The organism is Dissulfurirhabdus thermomarina (assembly GCF_012979235.1).
In the GTDB taxonomy this organism is placed as follows: Bacteria; Desulfobacterota; Dissulfuribacteria; order Dissulfuribacterales; family Dissulfurirhabdaceae; genus Dissulfurirhabdus; species Dissulfurirhabdus thermomarina.
Genome location: NZ_JAATWC010000001.1, coordinates 164,345 through 181,502 on the forward strand (window position 1 = coordinate 164,345; position 17,158 = coordinate 181,502).

At 72.3% G+C, this 17,158-nt stretch carries 16 protein-coding genes; 7 read left to right on the top strand and 9 right to left on the bottom strand.

Annotation, left to right across the window (positions count from 1 at the left end):
• The first annotated feature begins 6 nt into the window (after window positions 1-6).
• Genes HCU62_RS00745 through HCU62_RS00760 form a run of 4 tightly spaced genes read left to right on the top strand, consistent with a single transcriptional unit; the run spans window position 7 to window position 5,444 of the window.
• Window positions 7-2,703: a hybrid sensor histidine kinase/response regulator gene (locus HCU62_RS00745; RefSeq protein ID WP_163297985.1), complete on the top strand. Its 2,697-nt coding sequence runs from the start codon at window positions 7-9 to the stop codon at window positions 2,701-2,703.
• Window positions 2,700-3,215 (top strand): chemotaxis protein CheW, encoded by a 516-nt coding sequence (locus tag HCU62_RS00750; protein ID WP_163297986.1) that lies wholly within the window; start codon window positions 2,700-2,702, stop codon window positions 3,213-3,215. The genes HCU62_RS00745 and HCU62_RS00750 overlap by 4 nt, the downstream gene beginning before the upstream one ends.
• A gap of 27 nt (window positions 3,216-3,242) precedes the next feature.
• A complete protein-coding gene (locus tag HCU62_RS00755) occupies window positions 3,243-4,220 on the top strand; it encodes a DnaJ C-terminal domain-containing protein (RefSeq protein WP_163297987.1) in 978 nt (325 codons plus the stop codon).
• 9 nt (window positions 4,221-4,229) lie between these two features.
• The gene (locus HCU62_RS00760) at window positions 4,230-5,444 is read left to right on the top strand and encodes an EAL and HDOD domain-containing protein (RefSeq protein WP_163297988.1); all 1,215 of its coding nucleotides are present in this window, start codon (window positions 4,230-4,232) and stop codon (window positions 5,442-5,444) included.
• Here the strand turns inward: HCU62_RS00760 and HCU62_RS00765 are convergent.
• Window positions 5,428-6,795 carry a radical SAM family protein gene (locus tag HCU62_RS00765; protein ID WP_169755346.1) on the bottom strand — a complete coding sequence of 456 codons (1,368 nt, stop codon included), beginning with the start codon at window positions 6,793-6,795 and terminating at the stop codon, window positions 5,428-5,430. The two genes, HCU62_RS00760 and HCU62_RS00765, sit on opposite strands and share 17 nt — an antisense overlap.
• 320 nt (window positions 6,796-7,115) lie before the next feature.
• Here HCU62_RS00765 and HCU62_RS00770 point away from each other — a divergent pair, with 320 nt between their 5' ends.
• Window positions 7,116-8,246 carry a M24 family metallopeptidase gene (locus HCU62_RS00770; RefSeq protein ID WP_246325162.1) on the top strand — a complete coding sequence of 377 codons (1,131 nt, stop codon included), beginning with the start codon at window positions 7,116-7,118 and terminating at the stop codon, window positions 8,244-8,246.
• Window positions 8,236-9,006, top strand: a complete 771-nt coding sequence (tatC, locus tag HCU62_RS00775) for a twin-arginine translocase subunit TatC (protein ID WP_163298251.1) — start codon at window positions 8,236-8,238, stop codon at window positions 9,004-9,006. The genes HCU62_RS00770 and tatC overlap by 11 nt, the downstream gene beginning before the upstream one ends.
• Before the next feature lie 52 nt (window positions 9,007-9,058).
• Here tatC and HCU62_RS00780 read toward each other — a convergent pair whose 3' ends face one another.
• The 7 genes from HCU62_RS00780 to selA form a co-directional block, all read right to left on the bottom strand.
• Window positions 9,059-9,598 carry a type II secretion system protein gene (locus HCU62_RS00780; protein ID WP_163298250.1) on the bottom strand — a complete coding sequence of 180 codons (540 nt, stop codon included), beginning with the start codon at window positions 9,596-9,598 and terminating at the stop codon, window positions 9,059-9,061.
• A 242-nt stretch (window positions 9,599-9,840) separates the two neighbouring features.
• Window positions 9,841-10,779, bottom strand: coding sequence for a pyruvate synthase subunit PorB (porB, locus tag HCU62_RS00785; protein ID WP_163298249.1), 939 nt, complete (start codon window positions 10,777-10,779; stop codon window positions 9,841-9,843).
• A complete protein-coding gene (locus HCU62_RS00790) occupies window positions 10,776-11,954 on the bottom strand; it encodes a transketolase C-terminal domain-containing protein (RefSeq protein WP_163298248.1) in 1,179 nt (392 codons plus the stop codon). Before HCU62_RS00790 ends, porB begins: the two co-directional genes overlap by 4 nt.
• Before the next feature lie 5 nt (window positions 11,955-11,959).
• The gene (locus HCU62_RS00795; protein ID WP_163298247.1) at window positions 11,960-12,250 is read right to left on the bottom strand and encodes a 4Fe-4S binding protein; all 291 of its coding nucleotides are present in this window, start codon (window positions 12,248-12,250) and stop codon (window positions 11,960-11,962) included.
• 58 nt (window positions 12,251-12,308) lie between these two features.
• Window positions 12,309-12,854, bottom strand: a complete 546-nt coding sequence (locus HCU62_RS00800) for a 2-oxoacid:acceptor oxidoreductase family protein (RefSeq protein WP_163298246.1) — start codon at window positions 12,852-12,854, stop codon at window positions 12,309-12,311.
• A 156-nt stretch (window positions 12,855-13,010) separates the two neighbouring features.
• A complete protein-coding gene (locus HCU62_RS12420) occupies window positions 13,011-14,918 on the bottom strand; it encodes a tetratricopeptide repeat protein (protein WP_163298245.1) in 1,908 nt (635 codons plus the stop codon).
• Window positions 14,915-16,336, bottom strand: a complete 1,422-nt coding sequence (selA, locus tag HCU62_RS00810; RefSeq protein WP_163298244.1) for an L-seryl-tRNA(Sec) selenium transferase — start codon at window positions 16,334-16,336, stop codon at window positions 14,915-14,917. The genes HCU62_RS12420 and selA overlap by 4 nt, the downstream gene beginning before the upstream one ends.
• Here selA and HCU62_RS00815 point away from each other — a divergent pair.
• The gene (locus HCU62_RS00815; protein ID WP_246325163.1) at window positions 16,335-16,808 is read left to right on the top strand and encodes a 23S rRNA (pseudouridine(1915)-N(3))-methyltransferase RlmH; all 474 of its coding nucleotides are present in this window, start codon (window positions 16,335-16,337) and stop codon (window positions 16,806-16,808) included. The two genes, selA and HCU62_RS00815, sit on opposite strands and share 2 nt — an antisense overlap.
• A gap of 26 nt (window positions 16,809-16,834) precedes the next feature.
• On the opposite strand, the gene HCU62_RS00820 is transcribed toward HCU62_RS00815, so the two are convergent.
• Window positions 16,835-17,059 carry a NifU family protein gene (locus HCU62_RS00820; protein ID WP_163298243.1) on the bottom strand — a complete coding sequence of 75 codons (225 nt, stop codon included), beginning with the start codon at window positions 17,057-17,059 and terminating at the stop codon, window positions 16,835-16,837.
• Window positions 17,060-17,158 lie beyond the last annotated feature (99 nt).

Below are 17,158 nucleotides of genomic sequence, written 5' to 3' on the forward strand. Positions count from 1 at the left end.
CGGCCCATGGGCATGGAAGAAGAGATCCTCAAGGACTTTCTCGCCGAGTCCAAGGAGAACCTGGAGCGGCTGGACCAGGAGTTCGTGGAGCTCGAGCAGAACCCCGAAGACGCCGAGCTCATCAAGAGCATCTTCCGGACCATCCATACCATCAAGGGGACGGCGGGGTTCTTCGGCTACACCACCCTGGAGGGGATCGCCCACTTCTCGGAGGACATCCTCTCCAAGCTGCGCGACGGCGTGGTGAAGGTGAACGAGGACATCACCACGGTGCTGCTCCAGTCGGTGGACCACATCAAGGCCATCCTGGCCAACCTCGAGCAGCAGGGGAAGGAGCCCGACGACGTCGCCTACCTGGACTTCATCGTGGACCTCCGGAACTTCGCCGAGAAGGTGGGCAAGGGCGAGGTCCCCGCCGCGCCGGCTGCTCCTCCGGCCCCGGAATCGGCCCCGGAACCGGCCGCGGCTGCCGAGGTGGCACCGGAGGCCGCCGCCGAGGCCCCGGCCGAGGCCCAAGGGGCGGCGCCCGGCGGGGAAGGGGGAGAGGCCCCCCCGGCCCCCGAGGCGGCGCCGTCTCCGCCGCCGAAGAAGGCCGCGCCCGCCGCCCCGCCGGGCGCCGCCCGGGCGCCGCAGCTCACCGAGACCCACGTCCGGATCGACATCCACCTCCTGGACAAGCTGATGAACCTGGCCGGGGAGCTGGTGCTCTCCCGCAACCGGATGGTCCAGATCGCCAATGCCCTGGACGAGCCGGAGCTCCTGAAGGCCAACCAGCGGATGAGCCTCGTGGTGACCGAGCTCCAGGAGCAGATCATGAAGACCCGGATGCAGCCCATCGGGAACGTGTTCAACAAGTTCCCGCGGATCGTCCGGGATCTCGCCAAGAACGCGGAGAAGCAGGTGCAGCTCCAGATCGAGGGGGCCGAGACGGAGCTCGACCGCTCCATCATCGAGGTCATCAAGGACCCCCTCACCCACATGGTGCGCAACTCCATCGACCACGGCATCGAGGCTCCGGAGATCCGCATCCAGAAGGAGAAACCCCCGGTGGGCACCCTGGTGATGCGGGCCTATCACGAGGGCGGCCACGTCATCATCGAGATCCAGGACGACGGCGCCGGGATCGACCCCGCCCGGGTGACGGCCAAGGCCGTGGAGCGCGGGGTGCTGACGCCGGAACAGGCCGCGGCGCTCTCGGAGCACGAGGCCCTCATGCTGGTCTTCCAGCCCGGGTTCTCCACGGCGGAGAAGGTGACCAACATCTCCGGCCGCGGGGTGGGCATGGACGTGGTGAAGACCAACATCGAAAAGCTCGGCGGGACGGTGGAGCTCGAAAGCCGCCTGGACCACGGCACCACCGTCCGGGTGAAGATCCCCCTCACCCTGGCCATCATCCCGGCCCTCATCGTCCAGGCCGCCGACCAGCGCTACGCCATCCCGCAGATCAACCTGGTGGAGCTGGTGACGCTCTCCCCCGAGGCCCTGCGCCGGGACGTCCAGGTCATAGGCGGCTCCGAGTTCTACCGGCTCCGGGGCGACATCCTCCCCCTGGTCCGGCTTCGCCAGGTGCTGGGCCTGCCCCCCGGGGGGGGGGACGGGCGGCTGAGCATCGTGGTCCTCAACTCCGGCGGCCGGAACTTCGGCCTCGTGGTGGACGGCATCAGCGATTCCGAGGAGATCGTGGTCAAACCCCTCGGCCGCCACCTGAAGCACATCCGCGCCTACGCCGGGACGACCCTCATGGGGGACGGGCGGGTGGCCCTCATCCTCGACGTGGTGGGGATCGCGGCCTCCATCAACATGCGGGCCGAGGACACCCTGGCCAAGGGCGTCCTGGCGGAGGGGACGGCCGCCGGCGAGCAGGAGCGCCAGTTCCTCCTCATCTTCAACGTGGCCCCCGGGGAGTTCTTCGCCATACCCCTGGCCATGGTGAACCGCCTCGACAAGATCCGCGCGGCGGACATCGAGGTGGTGGGCGGCCGGGAGGTCCTCAAGTACCGGGGGCACTCCATGCCCGTCATCCGGCTCGAGAACTTCCTGCCCGTCTCGCCCCTCCCCGAGCAGGAGTACTACCACCTGATCGTCTTCCACATGAACGAGAAGGACGTGGCCTTCCTGGTCTCCAACATCGACGACAGCGTGGAGGTCGCCGTGGAGGTGGAGGAGCACACCTTCAAGCAGCCCGGGCTCCTGGGGTCGGCCATCGTCAAGGACCGGACCACCCTCTTCGTGGACGTCTACCGGGTCATCGAGACCTACGATCCGAACTTCTTCGATCGGCCCGGCGGGGAGGAGGGGCGCCGCGTCCGCATCCTGCTCGCCGAGGATTCGGCCTTCTACCGGAACATGCTGACCTCGTACCTCACCGCCGCCGGGCACGAGGTGATCGCGGCCGAGGACGGGGCGGAGGCCTGGCGGCTGCTCCAGGAAGAGCAGGTGGACCTCGTCATCACGGACATCGAGATGCCCAACATGGACGGCCTGGAGCTGACCCGGAAGATCCGGGGCTTCCCCCGGACCCAGTCCCTCCCGGTGATGGCGGTGACGTCCCTCTCCGGCGAGGCGGACCGGCGCCGCGGTCTCGAGGCCGGCGTGGACGACTACCAGGTGAAGCTCGACCGTGACCTCGTCCTCGACGCGGTGAAGCGGCTGGCGGGGGCGGCCCTCGAGCCCGCCGGGGCGGAAGGAGGCGCGACGGCATGACGGGCGCACACCAGCATCTTCCGGCAGCGGCGGACCCGGCCTCCGGAGAGGTCCGGGCCCGGGAGGCGGAGCAGTTCGTGACCTTCCACTTCGGGCGGCATCTCTTCGGCCTCCCCATCGACGAGGTGATCGAGATCAACCGGGCCCTGGAGATCACGCCCGTTCCACTCGGCCCGCCCTACGTGGCCGGGGTGGTGAACCTCCGGGGCCAGATCCTCACCGCCATCCACCTGGCCCGGCGGGTCGGCCTGGCCGACGCGGAGGAGGAACGGGGCACCTACAACAACGTGATCATCGGGGACCGGGACGAGCCGGTGAGCCTCCTGGTGGAAGAGATCGGCGACGTCATGTCCATCCCGGCCCTCCTCATCGAGCCGCCGCCCCCGCTCATCTCGGGCATGAACGTCCGGTTCGTGAAGCAGGTCTGCAAGCTCCAGGATCGGCTGCTCATCATCCTGGACGGCGAGGCCCTCCAGCAGGGAGAGGCGGAACGGGGAGCGGAACGGGAATAGGGCCGGGGCGGCGGGGGCCGGGGCACGATGGATCCATGGGAGCTGCTCGGGGTGCCGCGGTCCGCGACCCTGGACGAGATCAAGCGGGCCTACCGGGAGCGGGCGCGGCGGTGCCACCCGGACGCGGCCGGCGGCGGCCCGGCCCGCGCGGAGGAGTTCCGGCGGCTCCGGGCGGCCTACGAGGCCCTGGTCCGCCGTGCCTGGCGCGGCGGGGCGGTCGAGCCGGCGGCTCCGCCTGCCGGGGACGGCACCTTCCTGTTCCTCGAGGTGTCGGCCCGGGAGGCCCTGGCCGGCACCCGGCGGGACGTGGAGGTCGCAGACCGGGAGGTCTTCTGCCCCGTCTGCGACGGTGCGGGCCGGCGGCCCGGGCGGGGCGAGCGTGCCTGCCCGGCGTGCGGCGGCACGGGGTCCGACCTCCTCCCCTGGGGGGAGGGGCACCTCCGGGTCCTGTGCACGACCTGCGGCGGGACGGGCTTCGTCGGCCGCCCGGTGTGCGACCGGTGCGGGGGGCGGGGCCGGGTGCTCCGCCGGCGCCGGGTCGCGGTGCGGCTCCCGCCCGGGGTCCGGGACGGGACGGTGCTGCACCTTCCGGGGCAGGGGCCGGCCCACGGCGAGGGGGCGGAACGCTCCCCCCTCTACGTGGAGGTCCGGGTCCGCTTCCCCCCGGGCTGGCGGCTCGAGGGGAACGACGTCCACGCGCCGGTGGCGGTGGACGTCTGGACGGCGCTCCTCGGCGGCCAGGTGGCCGTCCCCACCCTGGAGGGGCACGTGCTGGTGCAGGTGCCCGCCGGATCGGGCGACGGGTGTCGCCTCCAGGCGCCGGGAAAGGGCTGGCGCGACGCCGCCGGGCGGCGCGGGGACCACGTGGCCCGGGTGCGGCTCCGGCTGCCCCGGCGGCCCGGCCCGCTGGCCGAGGCCCTGGTCCGGTGGCTCCGGGCGGTGTGGCCTGTGGCGGGTATGGAGGGACGGCGCGCGCTCCCTCCCGCCGGGGACGAAAGGGACTGAGGCGCTCCAATGGACCTCTTCATCGGCCGCCAGCCCATCTTCGACCGCTCCCAGCGGGTGGTGGCCTACGAGCTCCTCTACCGTTCCGGCCGGACCAACGCCTTTCCCGGCCTCGACGGCAACGAGGCCACCTCCCGCCTCCTCTTCAACGTCTTCAACTCGCCCTCCCTGGACGCCATAACGGGCGGCCGCCGGGTCTTCGTGAACTTCACCCGGGATCTTCTGCTCTCCGGGGCCCCGGTCCCCATCGCGCCGGAGCTGCTCACCGTGGAGATCCTCGAGGACATGGAGGTGGACCGGGCCCTGATCGCCGCCTGCCGGGATCTCCTGAGACGGGGCTACCGCCTCGCCCTGGACGACTTCGTCCTCACCGACGCCACCGCCGAGCTGGTGCCCCTGGCCTCGGTGATCAAGGTGGACTGGCGGGCCACGCCCCCCGAGAGGGTCCGGGAGCTGGTGGCCCGGCTCTCGGGGCGGAACCTGGCGCTCCTGGCCGAGAAGATCGAGACCCGCCAGGAGTTCGACCAGGCCCGGGCCATGGGGTTCCACTACTTTCAGGGCTTCTTCTTCCGACGCCCGGTCATCCTCCAGCGGACGGAGGTCCCGGCCAGCCACTGGTCCTACCTCCAGATCCTCCAGGCCCTCCAGCACCCCCGCCTCGACTTCGCGGAGGTGGAGAAGATCGTGGCCGCCGACGCCACGCTCACCCTGAAGCTCCTCCGCTACATCAACTCCGCCGCCTTCGCCCTCCAGTCGAAGATCTCCTCCATTCGGCAGGCCATCGTGCTCCTGGGGGAGCGCAACGTCCGCCAGTGGCTCTCCCTCTTCGTCATGGCCCGCATGGGCGACGACAAGCCACGGGAGAACGTGACCCTCGCCTGCATCCGGGCCCGGTGCGGGGAGCTCCTCGCCCGGCGGCGGCGCCAGGCCGACAAGGCCCCCAGCGTCTTCCTGCTCGGCGTCCTCTCGGTGCTCGACACCCTCATGGGCCGGCCCCTTGCGGAACTCCTCGAGGGGCTCCCCCTCGACCCCGACATCGTGGAGGCCCTGCTCCGGGCTCGGGGCCCGCTGGCCGACTACCTCCGCCTCATCATCGCCTACGAGCGGGGGCTCTGGCCCTCGGTGGAGCGGTTGGCCGAGGGGATGGGGCTCGACCCGGCGGAGGTGACGGAGACCTACCTCGAGGCCATCAAGTGGGCCGAGGAGTTCATGCAGGTGGCCTGAGGCCGGGCGCCGGGAGGGCGTCGAGGCAGGGGTTGAAGTAGCCGATCCGAAGGGCCGGGAAGCGGGCGGCAAGCCGCCGGACGAGGGCCCGGACCCCGATCCGCGGCTCGTCCGCCCGGTCGGGGACCTGTTCCAGGAACCAGTCGGGGTCGATGTTGTGGTTCCGGAGTTGGATGAGATCCAACCCCAGTTCCCCGACCAGGTCTTCCAGGGCCGCCGCCTCCGCCTCCTGGTCGCTCAGCCCGGGAAAGACGAAGTAGTTCAGGCTCACGAAGAGCCCGGCCCGCTTCGCCCGCCGCCAGGTCTCCACCACGTCGTCGAAGACATAGCCCACCGGCCGGTAGTAGGCGGCGTAGCGGTCGGGCCGGGCGCTGTTCAGGCTGATGCGGAGGCTGTCGAGCCCGGCGGCGGCGAGCCGCTCCACGGCGCCGGGACGGCTCGCGTTGGAGTTGAGGTTCACGGTGCCGCGGCGGGTCCGGGCCCGGATGGCCCGGATGGCCTCCTCGAGGAGCGCGGCCTGGAGGAGCGGCTCCCCCTCGCAGCCCTGGCCGAAGCTCACCACGGGGCGCGGTGCCCGCTCGAGGTGGGGGACGGCCACCCCGGCGATCTCGTCCGCCGTCGGGGTGAAGCGGATGCGTTCCTGGGGCCGCTGCGGGCCCCCGGGTCCCTGGAGGGAGAGGCAGCCCAGGCACCGCGCGTTGCAGGCGGGTGAGGCGGGCAGCGGGGCCTCCCACCGGCCGAGAAAGTAGTTCCGGGCGGCGGGGCAGGCGTAGGTGAGGGCGCATTTCCCCAGGTGTTGCACCAGGCGGTTTCCGGGCGCCGCCTTCATGGCGGCGGCGGCCCGGCGCCGGATCCGTTCCGGGTCGAACCGGGCGGGGTCCTGGCGGGGGTCGGGGTCGCTCCGGAATCCGGCCGCCCAGAACCGGCCCTTCCACCACCCCACCGCCGTGTAGGCGAAGAGGGGGAGGGGGGCGAGATCCGGCCGGGTCCGCTGGAAGGCGGCCAGGGCGGTCTGGGTGTGGGCCGGGGCCATGAAGGCCGCCACGGCCTGGACCGGGGCGCCGGGGCGGAAGGGGTCTTCGTCCAGGGCCACCATCTCGTCCCGGTCCGGGTCCCAGCCCACGGGGCGGCGCTCCGGCAGCACGAAGAGCTCGCTCCCCTCCGGGAGCGGGATCAGGTCCTCCGGGGGCACGGGATGGAAGAGGCGGCCGCTCCGGCCCGCCATGCGAAGCCCGGGGTAGTCGAAGATCCGCCCCCGGGTGTCGGCGCAGACGAGGTGCGGGATGCCGTCGGGATGAGCCGGGCGCCGGGGTGGGCGCCTTTGGCGATGGCGTCGGGCGGGTTTCGGCATGGGCGGGTTGAGGGGCCGGGCCCTTCCAGGTTAACTTGGGGCGGCGCGGGCAGTATAGCGGCCCGCCGGGGGGGTGTCCAACCGGGAGGCCCGAGGGCCCTCGGCCCGCCGCCGGGGAGGGCCGCGCGGTCGTGCCCCGCTCCGGCCGCGCGCGAGTGCGCCATGATCATGCCGTCACAAAAAGTCGCGGGCTTCCTTTGTTTTGGATGCCCGCGTCATTGCGGCGGAGCCAAGTGCGCCTCATTATGTGGCATCCTCGCGCCTTGCGGCAGGCGATTCTTGCTGAGCCATCCACTCAGAGGACTTTTTGCGGGGCCATCATGATGGAAGATCTCACATCGGAGCGGGCGGCCCGGCAGCGGCGCCTTTCCCGGTTCAGGTCCGTGATCCGGGCCCGGGGGCTCGACGGCTTTCTCGTCACCTCGCCCGAGAACCGGCGCTATCTCAGCGGGTTCCGGGCCGGGGACCCCGCCCTGGACGAATCCGCCGGCTGGCTCCTCGTCCTCCCCGGGGAACAGCTCCTCTTCACCGACGGCCGCTACGAGGTCCAGGCCCGCTCGGAGGCCCCGGGGTGGCACGTGGTGGTGGCCCGGCGGGGTCTTGCCCGGGCCCTGGGGCGCTACCTGGGGCGCGGCGGGGTCCGGCGGCTCGCCTTCGAGCCGGATTTTCTCACCGTGGCCGGGCACGAGGCGGTCCGGCGCGCCCTGCCGGGGGCCGAGCTCGTGGCCCTGGCCGACGTGCTGCCCCGGTTCCGCGCGGTGAAGGACCCGGTGGAGGCCGCCGCCGTCCGCCGCGCGCTGGAGGCGGCCGAGGCGGTCTTCGAGGAGGTGGCCGCCGGGATTCGGCCGGGCGTCACGGAACGGGAGGTGGCCTGGCGCATCCTGGAGGGGCTCCACCGGCGGGCCGAGGGTCCGTCCTTCCCGCCCATCGTGGCCTCCGGCCCCAACGGGGCCCTGCCCCACGCCGAACCCGGCGACCGGCCCCTCCGGGAGGGGGAGCCCGTGGTGATCGACATGGGGGCGCGGCTCGGCGGCTACTGCTCCGACATGACCCGCACGGTCTTCCTCGGGCGGCCCGACCCGGAGTTCGCCCGGATCTACGGTGTGGTGCGGCGGGCGCAGCTGGCGGCGCAGGGTGTCATCCGGGCCGGTCTCCCCGCCCGGGAGGCCGACGCCGCCGCCCGCCGGGTGATCCGCGAGGCGGGCTACGGGGAGCGCTTCGTCCACGCCCTGGGGCACGGGGTGGGCCTGGCGGTCCACGAGGCCCCGGGCCTCTCCCCCCGCAACCGCCGCCGGCTCCAGGCCGGCATGGTGGTCACGGTGGAGCCGGGGATCTATCTCCCCGGGCGGGGCGGGGTCCGCCTCGAGAACATGGTGCTCGTCACCGCCGGGGGGGCCGAGGTCCTCGGCCGGCAGCCGGGCTACCTGGACCTCGGCGGCCATGGCGGCTGAGGCGCCGGCGGGGGGCGGCGCCGGGGCGGCCGCCCAGGCGGAACTCAGCCTGGTGGAGCACCTGGCCGAGCTCCGCCAGCGGCTCGTCCGGTCCCTCCTCGCCGTGGCCGTGGGCACCGGGGCGGCCTATGCCGTGATCGACCCCCTCTTCACGGTCTTCTCACGGCCGCTCCTCGACGTCCTCCCCGCGGGGAGCGCCCTCATCTTCACCTCGTACCCCGAGGCCTTCTTCACCTACCTCAAGCTCGCCTTCACCGTGGGTGTCTTCCTCGCCAGCCCCTTCGTGCTCTACCAGGCCTGGGCCTTCGTGGCCCCGGGCCTCTACGCCCACGAGCGGCGGCTGGCCCTGCCCTTCGTGGTCTTCGGGACCCTCTTCTTCGTGGGCGGCGGGGCCTTCGGCTACTTCGCCGCCTTCCCGGCGGCCTTCCGCTTCCTGGCGGGGTATGCCTCGGACGGGCTCGAGCTCCTGCCGTCCCTGGGGGAATACTTCTCGCTGGTGGTGCGGCTGCTCCTCGCCTTCGGCGCGGCCTTCGAGCTTCCGCTGGTGATGGTGCTCCTGGCGCTGGCCGGGGTGGTGGACGCCCGGATGCTCCACCGGGGGCGCAAGTATGCCGTGCTCCTCATCTTCGTGGCGGCCGCGGTGCTCACCCCCACCCCCGACGTGGTGAACCAGTGCGTCCTGGCCGGCCCCCTCTGGCTCCTCTACGAGCTGAGCGTGGGGCTCGTCTGGCTGGTGGGCCGCCGCCGGCGGCGGGCATGAAAAAACGCCGGGCAGGTCGCCCGGCGTTTCGGATGGCGGCGCCTGGGGCCGGCTAGATGTCGAGGGTCCAGTTGCCCGTCACCGTGGTGGTGCCGTTGGCGTCCGGCCAGTCGGCGGCGGAATCCCCCCGGATGAAGGTCCCCTGGGTGCCGTTGGCCGAGCCGTCGATGATCTTGTCGAGGGCCACGGCCACGTCGGTGGGGATCGAGGCGGCCACGAGCGTGGGGAGCCCGTCGCTGTTCTTGCTGAAGGTCAACGTCACGTTGCCCGCCGCGTATTCACCGGCGATCTCCCGCTTCGTGGGGTCCGGGCTCTTGATGAGGGTCTTGGGGTTGATACCGACCTTTTTGAGGGTGCTGATCATGGTGGTGTCCACGGCACCGCTCAGGCGCTTCCCGGTCCGGTCGTAGTAGCTTACCCCGATGCTGTACCACTTCCCGAGGAAGCCGGAGTAGAAGTTCTTCACCTGGGCGGACTGGATGAGGTCGCGGCCCTTCATGACGGCGCCCAGGATGAGGCCGATGATGACGAGCACCACGGCGAGTTCGATCAGGGTGAAGCCCTGGCGGTTGGCAAGGTGACGGGTACGCATTTTCCAAGACCTCCTCGAGTACAGGTAGGGGAGCCGACTGGCAACTCTCGTCTAGTGGGCTTATCGGCGGCCCCCCCCGTCTCCCTTAAAGGTTTTTTTGGGAGGGGAGGGCGCGGATCCGGCGGGCGAGCGGGCAAGGCAAGGCCGCGGCACGGCCGGTGCCCGGGGCGCGGCACCCCCACAAAAAGGGGCGTCCCCATCGGGACGCCCCTTGTCTGAACGGGTTCCTTCGGCGGCCGCCGTCAGGAGACCTCGGCCAGGCGGGCGATGCGCTCGTACTCGGCGTCCACCCGGCGCTGGATGTAGGCGATCTGGTCGTCCTTGAGGTGCCGGAACCGGCGCTGCCCCTTGAAGTACTCGGTGACGGGCTTGGGCTTCGAGATCTTGCGGCTCAGGATGTACTTTCCCTCGATCACCTCGTAGAGGGGGAAGATCCGCGTGTCCACGGCGAGCTTGGCGAATTCCACCGAGCGTTCGCCGGCGGAGCCCCACCCGGTGGGGCAGGGGGAGAAGATGTGGACGTAGGCCGGGCCCTTCACCAGGGCCGCCTTCTTGACCTTGTTCATGAGGTCGAGGAAGTAGGCCGGGGAGGCCGTGGCCACGTAGGGGATCCCGTGCGCCGCGGCGATGGCCGGGATGTTCTTCTTCCAGGTGTACTGGCCGAAGCTCTCCGTGCCCGGCGGGCTGGTGGTGGTCATGGCCCCGTAGGGGGTGCAGCCCGAGCGCTGGACACCCGTGTTCATGTAGGCCTCGTTGTCCACGCAGACGTAGAGGAAGTCGTGGCCGCGTTCCATGGCGCCGGAGAGGGCCTGGAGGCCGATGTCGCCGGTGGCGCCGTCGCCCCCGAGGGCCATGATATCCACGTGCCGCTTGGGGATCTTGCCCTTCCTCGCCATGGCCTTCCGGGCCGCCTCGACACCGGAGGCCACCGCCGCCGCGTTCTCGAAGGCGATGTGGAGCCAGGGCACCCGCCAGGCCGTCTGCGGGTAGGGGGATGTGATGATCTCCATGCAGCCCGTGGCGCTGCAGACGATGACGTTCCGCCCCAGGGCCTTCATGACCATCCGGAGGGCGAGGACCTCGCCGCAGCCCTGGCAGGCTCGGTGGCCCGGGGCCAGGGGCTCGTCCTTGGGGAGGTTCTTGACGGTGAAGCCTTTGAATTTCTCGAGTTCGGGTATCATTTTTCGCGCACTCCGATCACTTCGTAGAGTTCCCTGGGCCGCTTCCGGGCCTTGGCCTGGGCCTTTTCGACGATTTCCTCGAAGGTCTCGACGGTGACGTCGCGCCCGCCGAGCCCGGCGACGAAGCTGAAGATCTTCGGCGCCCCGGGCACCTTGTAGAAGACGGCGCGGAGATCCTCGCCCACGGGCCCGCAGGGGGCGCCGGGCGGGAGGCACCGGTCGATGACGGCGAGCACCTTGGCCTTCCCCGCGGCCTTGCGGAACTCCTGGGCCGGGAAGGGCCGCCAGAGGCGGATGCGGACGAGGCCCACCTTCTGTCCCTTCTCGCGCATGGCGTCCACGGCGGTCATGGCCGTCTCGGAGATGCTGCCCATGGTCACGAGGAGGGTCTCGGCGTCCTCGCTCCGGTAGGTCTCCACCGGCTGGTAACGGCGGCCGAAGAGCTCGGCGAACTCGTCCCAGGCCTTGAGGATCACCTTCTTCGAGGCCTTGAGGGCCTGGTCGTGGGCCACCTTGGCCTCGGTGTAGACTTCGGGGATCCCCACGGGGCCCATGGTGATGGGCTTTTTCGGGTCGAGCCGGTACCTCGGCTTGAAGGGGGGCAGGTATCGGTTCACCTCTTCCTGGTCGAGGATCTCGATGGGCTCGATGACGTGGCTCAGGGTGAAGCCGTCGATGTTCACGATCATGGGGAGGGAGACCCGGCGGTCCTCGGCCACCCGGAAAGCGTGCAGGGTGAGGTCGAAGGCCTCCTGGCCGTTTTCGGCGAAGGTCTGGATCCAGCCGATGTCCCGCTGCACCATGATGTCCTGGTGGTCGTTCCAGATGCTGATGGGGGCCGAGAGCGCCCGGTTCGCCACCACCATGACGATGGGAAGGCGCATGGTGGAGGGGATGTAGAGGATCTCGCTCATGAGGGAGAGCCCCTGGGAGCTCGAGGCCGTGAAGGTCCGGGCCCCGGCGGCGGAGGAGCCGCAGCAGCAGCTCATGGCCGAGTGTTCGGACTCCACCGGGACGAACTCGGCGTCGAGCTTGCCGTTGGCCACGTCCTCGGACAAATGCTCGACGATGTGGGTCTGGGGCGTGATGGGATAGGCGGCCACGAGGTCCACGTCGGCCAGCTTGACGGCCTCGGCCACCGCTATCGAGACTTCGATTCCAACGCGTTTAGCCATGATGCTTACTCCTCCGGGACCATGGTGATGGCGTCCTTGGGGCATTCATGGGCGCAGATGCCGCACCCCTTGCAGTATTCCATGTCCGCCACGTAGTAGCCGTCTTCCGTCTGGCTGTAGGCCATGTCGGGGCAGAAGATCCAGCACATGCCGCACTTGATGCACTTTTCGCGGTCGGTGACGGGCCGTTGCGAACGCCAGTCGCCGGTCCGGAACTTGGCGGTGCTGCCGGGCTCCAGGACGTGGCACCCGAAGGTGATGGTCTTCCAACCTATGATGGCGTCGGTCTTTGCCATGTCGTGACTCCTTGTCGTGCGTGTTGCGGGCGGCCGGGCGCCGCCGCCCGTGGCGGCTTCAGCACACCACGGTCTCTTCGTAGGCCCGGTGGAGGGCCGCCTTGTTCTTCTCGGCCAGGCGCCCGAAGCGGTGCTCCAGGGCCTCCTCCAGGGCGGACATCCCCACGAGGCCCGTGGCCTTCAGCAGGGCCCCGAGCATGGTGGTGTTGGTGATGGGCAGTCCCAGGACGTCCATGGCGATCCGGTTGGCGTCCACCAGGGCGAGCCGGCCCTTGATGCCGAACTCCTTTCGGACCTCCGCCTCCGCCTTGTGGGAGTTGAGCACCACGATCCCGTCGTCCTTGAGCCCGGCGGTGACGTTCACCAGGGACGGGAGGGCCCCGTCGAGGACGAGGACGATGTCGGGGTGGTAGACCTTCTCCCGGGTGCGGATGGGGGCCTCGCTGACGCGGATGAAGGCGGCGACGGGCGCCCCCCGCCGCTCCGGCCCGAAGCTCGGGAATGCCTGGGCGTAGCCCCCCTCGTTGATGGCGGCGATGGCGACCAGCTCGGCGGACGTGACGCCGCCCTGTCCGCCCCGGCCGTGGATCCTGACTTCTTTCATCGCGGTTTCTCCTGCCTGTTCCTGAAGTGATGTGCGGTGCGCGCGGAAGGGGCCCCGGCCCCGGGCCGCGCCGGAATCCCTCGAACGCCGAGCGCCGGAGGGATGATGAACCGGAAGGATCAAGTTTGACCTGTTAACATGCCCGGTTTTTCTTTGTCAAGGCGTTCCGGGCGGCGGCAAGCGGCGGAGGAGCCGTGCCAGGCGGCGGGCGGTCTCCGGGGGGAGCCCGCCCCGGTCCTCGGCCTGCCGTGCCAGGCGGCGGGCGGTCTCCGGGTCGCCCCCGGGTTCCAGGTACCCCGCGGCGAGATCCACCAGGGTCTCGGCGTCCTCCGGGTGCCGTGCCAGGGCGCGGGTCCAGGCCTCCCGGGCCTCGGGCCACCGGCCGAGCCGGAAGAGGGCGCGCCCGAGGACCCGGAGCAGGGGCAGCGGGGCGTCGTCCCGGCGGCTCCGGGCCAGGGGCGCGGCCAGTTCCAGGGCCGCCTCGGGCCGGCCGGCGGCCAGTCGCGCCTCGGCCAGCCGGGTGCCCACCAGGAGGTCGCCTTCCCGGATCCGCCATGCCAGCTCGAGACGGTCGGCGGCCTCCCGGGCCCGGCCGCGCCGGAGGAGGGCGCCGCCCAGATTGTAGTGGGCCATGAAGTCGTCCGGGGCCAGCTCCGCGGCCCGGCGGAAGGCCCCCTCCGCCTCGGCGTGGCGGCCCATCTCCCCCAGGCAGACCCCGAGGCTGTTGTGGAGGTTGGCGCTTTCCGGGTCGAGCCGGAGCCCCGCCCGGTAGGCGCGGCAGGCCCCGGCAGGGTCGCCCCAGGCCAGCAACTCGTCGCCCTGGACGTTCCGGGTCACGGCATCGAAGACCACGGCCTCGGGGGCGGGGAGCAGCAGGGCATGGGCATAGGCCCAGAGGGCCGCGGCCGCCAGCCGGCCGGGCCGGAGGGTGGGGATCTCGGCCCCGGAAAGGCCCACCGGCGGGGCCTCGCCCCAGAGGCCCCGGGCGGCCTCCCGGATGCGGGCGCCCGCTTCCCGGAGGGCCCCCCGGGCCCCGGGCGCCAGGAGGAGGAAGGCCGCCGCCGGCCCGGCCGGCACCGCCTCGGCGCCGACCCGGTCCGCCAGCTCGACGGCGGGCGGCCCTTCCCCCCCGGGGCGGCGGAGATAGGCCACCCCGCGGGCCCGGCGCGCCCGGAGCCGCCCCTGGACCGCCGCCACGGCGGCCGCCGCGTCGGAAAGCCCGAGGCGCCGCTGCCAGGCCTCGAGGTCGGAAAGCCCCAGGACGGCGGTCTCCAGGGCCTCCGCCGCCCGCCGGACCCGGTCGAGCCGGCGAAGTTGCGCCTCGGGCGGGGCTCCGGCGGCGAGGGGGGCCGCCAGGGCGGCCTGGACCCGCAGCCCCCGCCGTCTTCCCGGGGCGGCCAGCCGGCGGAGGCCCTCGCGGAGGCGCTCCGGATCGACCCCCGGGAGCAGGAAGAGATCCCCCCGCGGGGTGGCGCCCAGCCATTCCGGGGTCGTCTCGGGCCAGAGGCCGGCGAGGAGGACGGCGGCCCGGCGGCCTGGCCCTCCCGCCTCCGTCCCGGGGCCGCCGGCGAGGGAGAGGGAGAGGAGCGCCCCCGGCGGCCGCCGCCGGCCGTCGTCGGCCAGGGCCAGGGCCGCGTAGCGGGGCATCCGCCCGTCCGCGGCCCGGCGCGTCTCGCGGAGGAGGGTGGCGAATTTCTCCTGCACCGCCTCCCGGAGGAGGGGCAGCCACCTTTCCGCCTCGTCCGGGCCCACGGCCCGGCTGACGCCCTCGAGCACCAGGGCCCCGTACGGGGGCGGGTCCCCGAGAGGCACGAGGACGCGGAGGCCGACGCGGTCCCAGAAGGCCTCCCCCCGGGCCAGGGCCTCGGCGGCCCGGGCCCGCTGCCGGTCGGAGAGCCGGAGGGCGTCGAGGACGGCCCCGGCGGGATCCCCGGCGTGGAAGGCCCCGCCGGCGAAGGCCAGGTGCCCGGCCAGCCACTCGAGGACCAGGGGCGCGAGGCGGCCCGCCTCCCTGGCCCCAGCCGTCGATGGCGTGCCGCCCCAAAGGGGCGCCTGCTCCCTCATGGCGACGGCCGCCCCCCGGCGACGGCCGCCGCGAGGGCCTCGGCGATCCGCGCCTCGTCCCCGGGCAGCAAGGTGCGGACGTCGAAGAGGAGGCGGTCGTCCTCGATCCGCGCCACCACCGGGGGGTCGTGCCGGCGGAGCGCCGCCTCCAGGCGGGCGATCGAGATCCCCGCCTCCGCCGGGACGAGGGCCGCGGCGGCGGAGGGCAGTACCTGGAGCGGCAGGGCCCCGCCGCCCACCCGGGCCACGGTCTCCACCACCCGCACCTCGAGGCCGGGGAGTTCCAGGGCGCGCAGGCGCCGGGCCAGGCGCCGGGCCCGGGTCTTGAGCCCGGCGGCCGGGGCGGTGAGCATCCGCAGGGTGGGGAGGCGCCGGGCGGCCTCGGCCGGGTCCCGGTAGAGGCGGAGCGTGCCCTCGAGGGCCGCCAGGGTGAGCTTGTCGATGCGCAGGGCGCGGTTCAGGGGGTTGGCGCGGATTCGGTCCACCAGGTCGCGTCGGCCCAGGATGATCCCGGCCTGGGGGCCCCCGAGGAGCTTGTCGCCGCTGAAGGTGACGAGGTCGGCGCCGGCGGCCAGGGACTCCTGGACCGTGGGCTCGTGGACCAGGCCGTAGGGGGCGAAGTCCACGAGGGTGCCGCTGCCGAGGTCTTCCACCACCGGGAGGCCGTGGCGGTTTGCCAGGACCTTGAGGTCGGCCACGGGCACCGAGGCGGTGAAGCCCACCACCTGGAAGTTGCTCTGGTGGACCTTGAGCAGCAGCGCCGTGGCCTCGCCGATGGCACCCTCGTAGTCCCGGAGGTGGGTCCGGTTGGTGGCCCCCACCTCCCGGAGGATGGCCCCGCTGCGGGCCATGACGTCGGGGATGCGGAAGGAGCCGCCGATCTCCACCAGCTCGCCCCGCGAGACGATGACCTCCCGGCCCTTGGCCAGGGTCTCGAGGGTGATGAGCACGGCCGCGGCGTTGTTGTTCACCACCAGGGCCGCCTCGGCCCCGGTGAGCTCCAGGAGGATCTCCTCGACGTGGCTGTAGCGGCTTCCGCGCCGGCCCGACTCCAGGTTATATTCCAGGTTCGAGTAGCGGGCGGCCACGGCCTCGAGCCCCGGCAGGACCTCCGGCGCCAGCAGGGAGCGGCCGAGGTTGGTGTGGATCACCACCCCGGTGGCGTTCACCACGGGTCGCAGGCTGGAGCGGAGGCGCCGGGCCAGGCGCCGGCGGGCCGCCTCGAGGATGGCCGCCGCGTCGGCGACCGCCGGGTCGGGCTCCGGCGAGGCCTGGATCCGGGCCCGGGCCGCCTCGATGGCCTCCCGGCAGACGAGCACCTTGAGCGGGTGGGGGACCTCGGCGGGGAGGCGTTCGAGCAGGTCGTCCATCTTCGGCAGCCGCCGGAGAAGGTCCTGCTGGTGGGGGGTGTAGGCCATGTTGCGACTGTCGCTCCTGTGGGTCGGAAAGACCCGGGAGACCTGGCTCAAGGCGGGGCTCGACGCCTACCTCTCCCGCCTCGGCCATTATATGACCGTTTCCGTGCGCGAAGTAAAGGACGCCCGGCCCGGCGGCCGGGGCGGCCGTGCCGCGGCGGTGCGGGCGGAAGGCCACCGGCTGCTGGCCGCGGTGCCCCCGGGGGCGCATCTCGTGGCCCTGGACGAGCGGGGGCGGGCCTTCGACTCTCCCGGGTTGGCCGCCTTCCTGGGCGCCCTGGAGGACCGGGGAGTCCGGGACCTCGCCGTGGCGGCGGGGGGCGCCTACGGGCTCGACGCCGCGGTCCTCGACCGGGCGGAGACGGTGCTTTCGCTCTCGCCGCTTACCCTCACCCACGAGATGGCGCGGCTCGTCTGCGTGGAACAGCTCTACCGCGCCTGCACCATCCGGGCCGGGACCCCTTACCACCACTGAGGGGCGCGGCGCCGAGGGGGACGGTCTCAGCCGGCCTCCACCGAGGTGACCTCGGGGACCTCGCTCTTGAGCATCCGCTCGATCCCGGCCTTGAGGGTCATCTGACTCATGGCGCAGCCCTTGCAGGCCCCGGTGAGGCGGACGGTGACCACGCCGGTGGCCTCGTCCACGCCGAGCAGTTCCACGTCGCCCCCGTCCCGCTGGAGCATGGGGCGGACCTTGGAGAGTGCGGCTTCGACCTTGGCTTTCATCTCGTGACCTCGCTGTCGATGATGGGATCGCGGGGGTCGCCGCGGACGGCGACCCGCCGAAATTTTCGTCGTTCCGGGGCCGCCCGGAGGCGCGGCCCC

Coding starts and splice junctions, on each gene's coding strand:
- HCU62_RS00745 (WP_163297985.1), top strand. CDS start 7: ATGGGCATGGAAGAAGAGATCCTCAAGGACTTTCTCGCCGAGTCCAAG.
- HCU62_RS00750 (WP_163297986.1), top strand. CDS start 2,700: ATGACGGGCGCACACCAGCATCTTCCGGCAGCGGCGGACCCGGCCTCC.
- HCU62_RS00755 (WP_163297987.1), top strand. CDS start 3,243: ATGGATCCATGGGAGCTGCTCGGGGTGCCGCGGTCCGCGACCCTGGAC.
- HCU62_RS00760 (WP_163297988.1), top strand. CDS start 4,230: ATGGACCTCTTCATCGGCCGCCAGCCCATCTTCGACCGCTCCCAGCGG.
- HCU62_RS00765 (WP_169755346.1), bottom strand. CDS start 6,795: ATGCCGAAACCCGCCCGACGCCATCGCCAAAGGCGCCCACCCCGGCGC.
- HCU62_RS00770 (WP_246325162.1), top strand. CDS start 7,116: ATGATGGAAGATCTCACATCGGAGCGGGCGGCCCGGCAGCGGCGCCTT.
- tatC (WP_163298251.1), top strand. CDS start 8,236: ATGGCGGCTGAGGCGCCGGCGGGGGGCGGCGCCGGGGCGGCCGCCCAG.
- HCU62_RS00780 (WP_163298250.1), bottom strand. CDS start 9,598: ATGCGTACCCGTCACCTTGCCAACCGCCAGGGCTTCACCCTGATCGAA.
- porB (WP_163298249.1), bottom strand. CDS start 10,779: ATGATACCCGAACTCGAGAAATTCAAAGGCTTCACCGTCAAGAACCTC.
- HCU62_RS00790 (WP_163298248.1), bottom strand. CDS start 11,954: ATGGCTAAACGCGTTGGAATCGAAGTCTCGATAGCGGTGGCCGAGGCC.
- HCU62_RS00795 (WP_163298247.1), bottom strand. CDS start 12,250: ATGGCAAAGACCGACGCCATCATAGGTTGGAAGACCATCACCTTCGGG.
- HCU62_RS00800 (WP_163298246.1), bottom strand. CDS start 12,854: ATGAAAGAAGTCAGGATCCACGGCCGGGGCGGACAGGGCGGCGTCACG.
- HCU62_RS12420 (WP_163298245.1), bottom strand. CDS start 14,918: ATGAGGGAGCAGGCGCCCCTTTGGGGCGGCACGCCATCGACGGCTGGG.
- HCU62_RS00815 (WP_246325163.1), top strand. CDS start 16,335: ATGTTGCGACTGTCGCTCCTGTGGGTCGGAAAGACCCGGGAGACCTGG.
- selA (WP_163298244.1), bottom strand. CDS start 16,336: ATGGCCTACACCCCCCACCAGCAGGACCTTCTCCGGCGGCTGCCGAAG.
- HCU62_RS00820 (WP_163298243.1), bottom strand. CDS start 17,059: ATGAAAGCCAAGGTCGAAGCCGCACTCTCCAAGGTCCGCCCCATGCTC.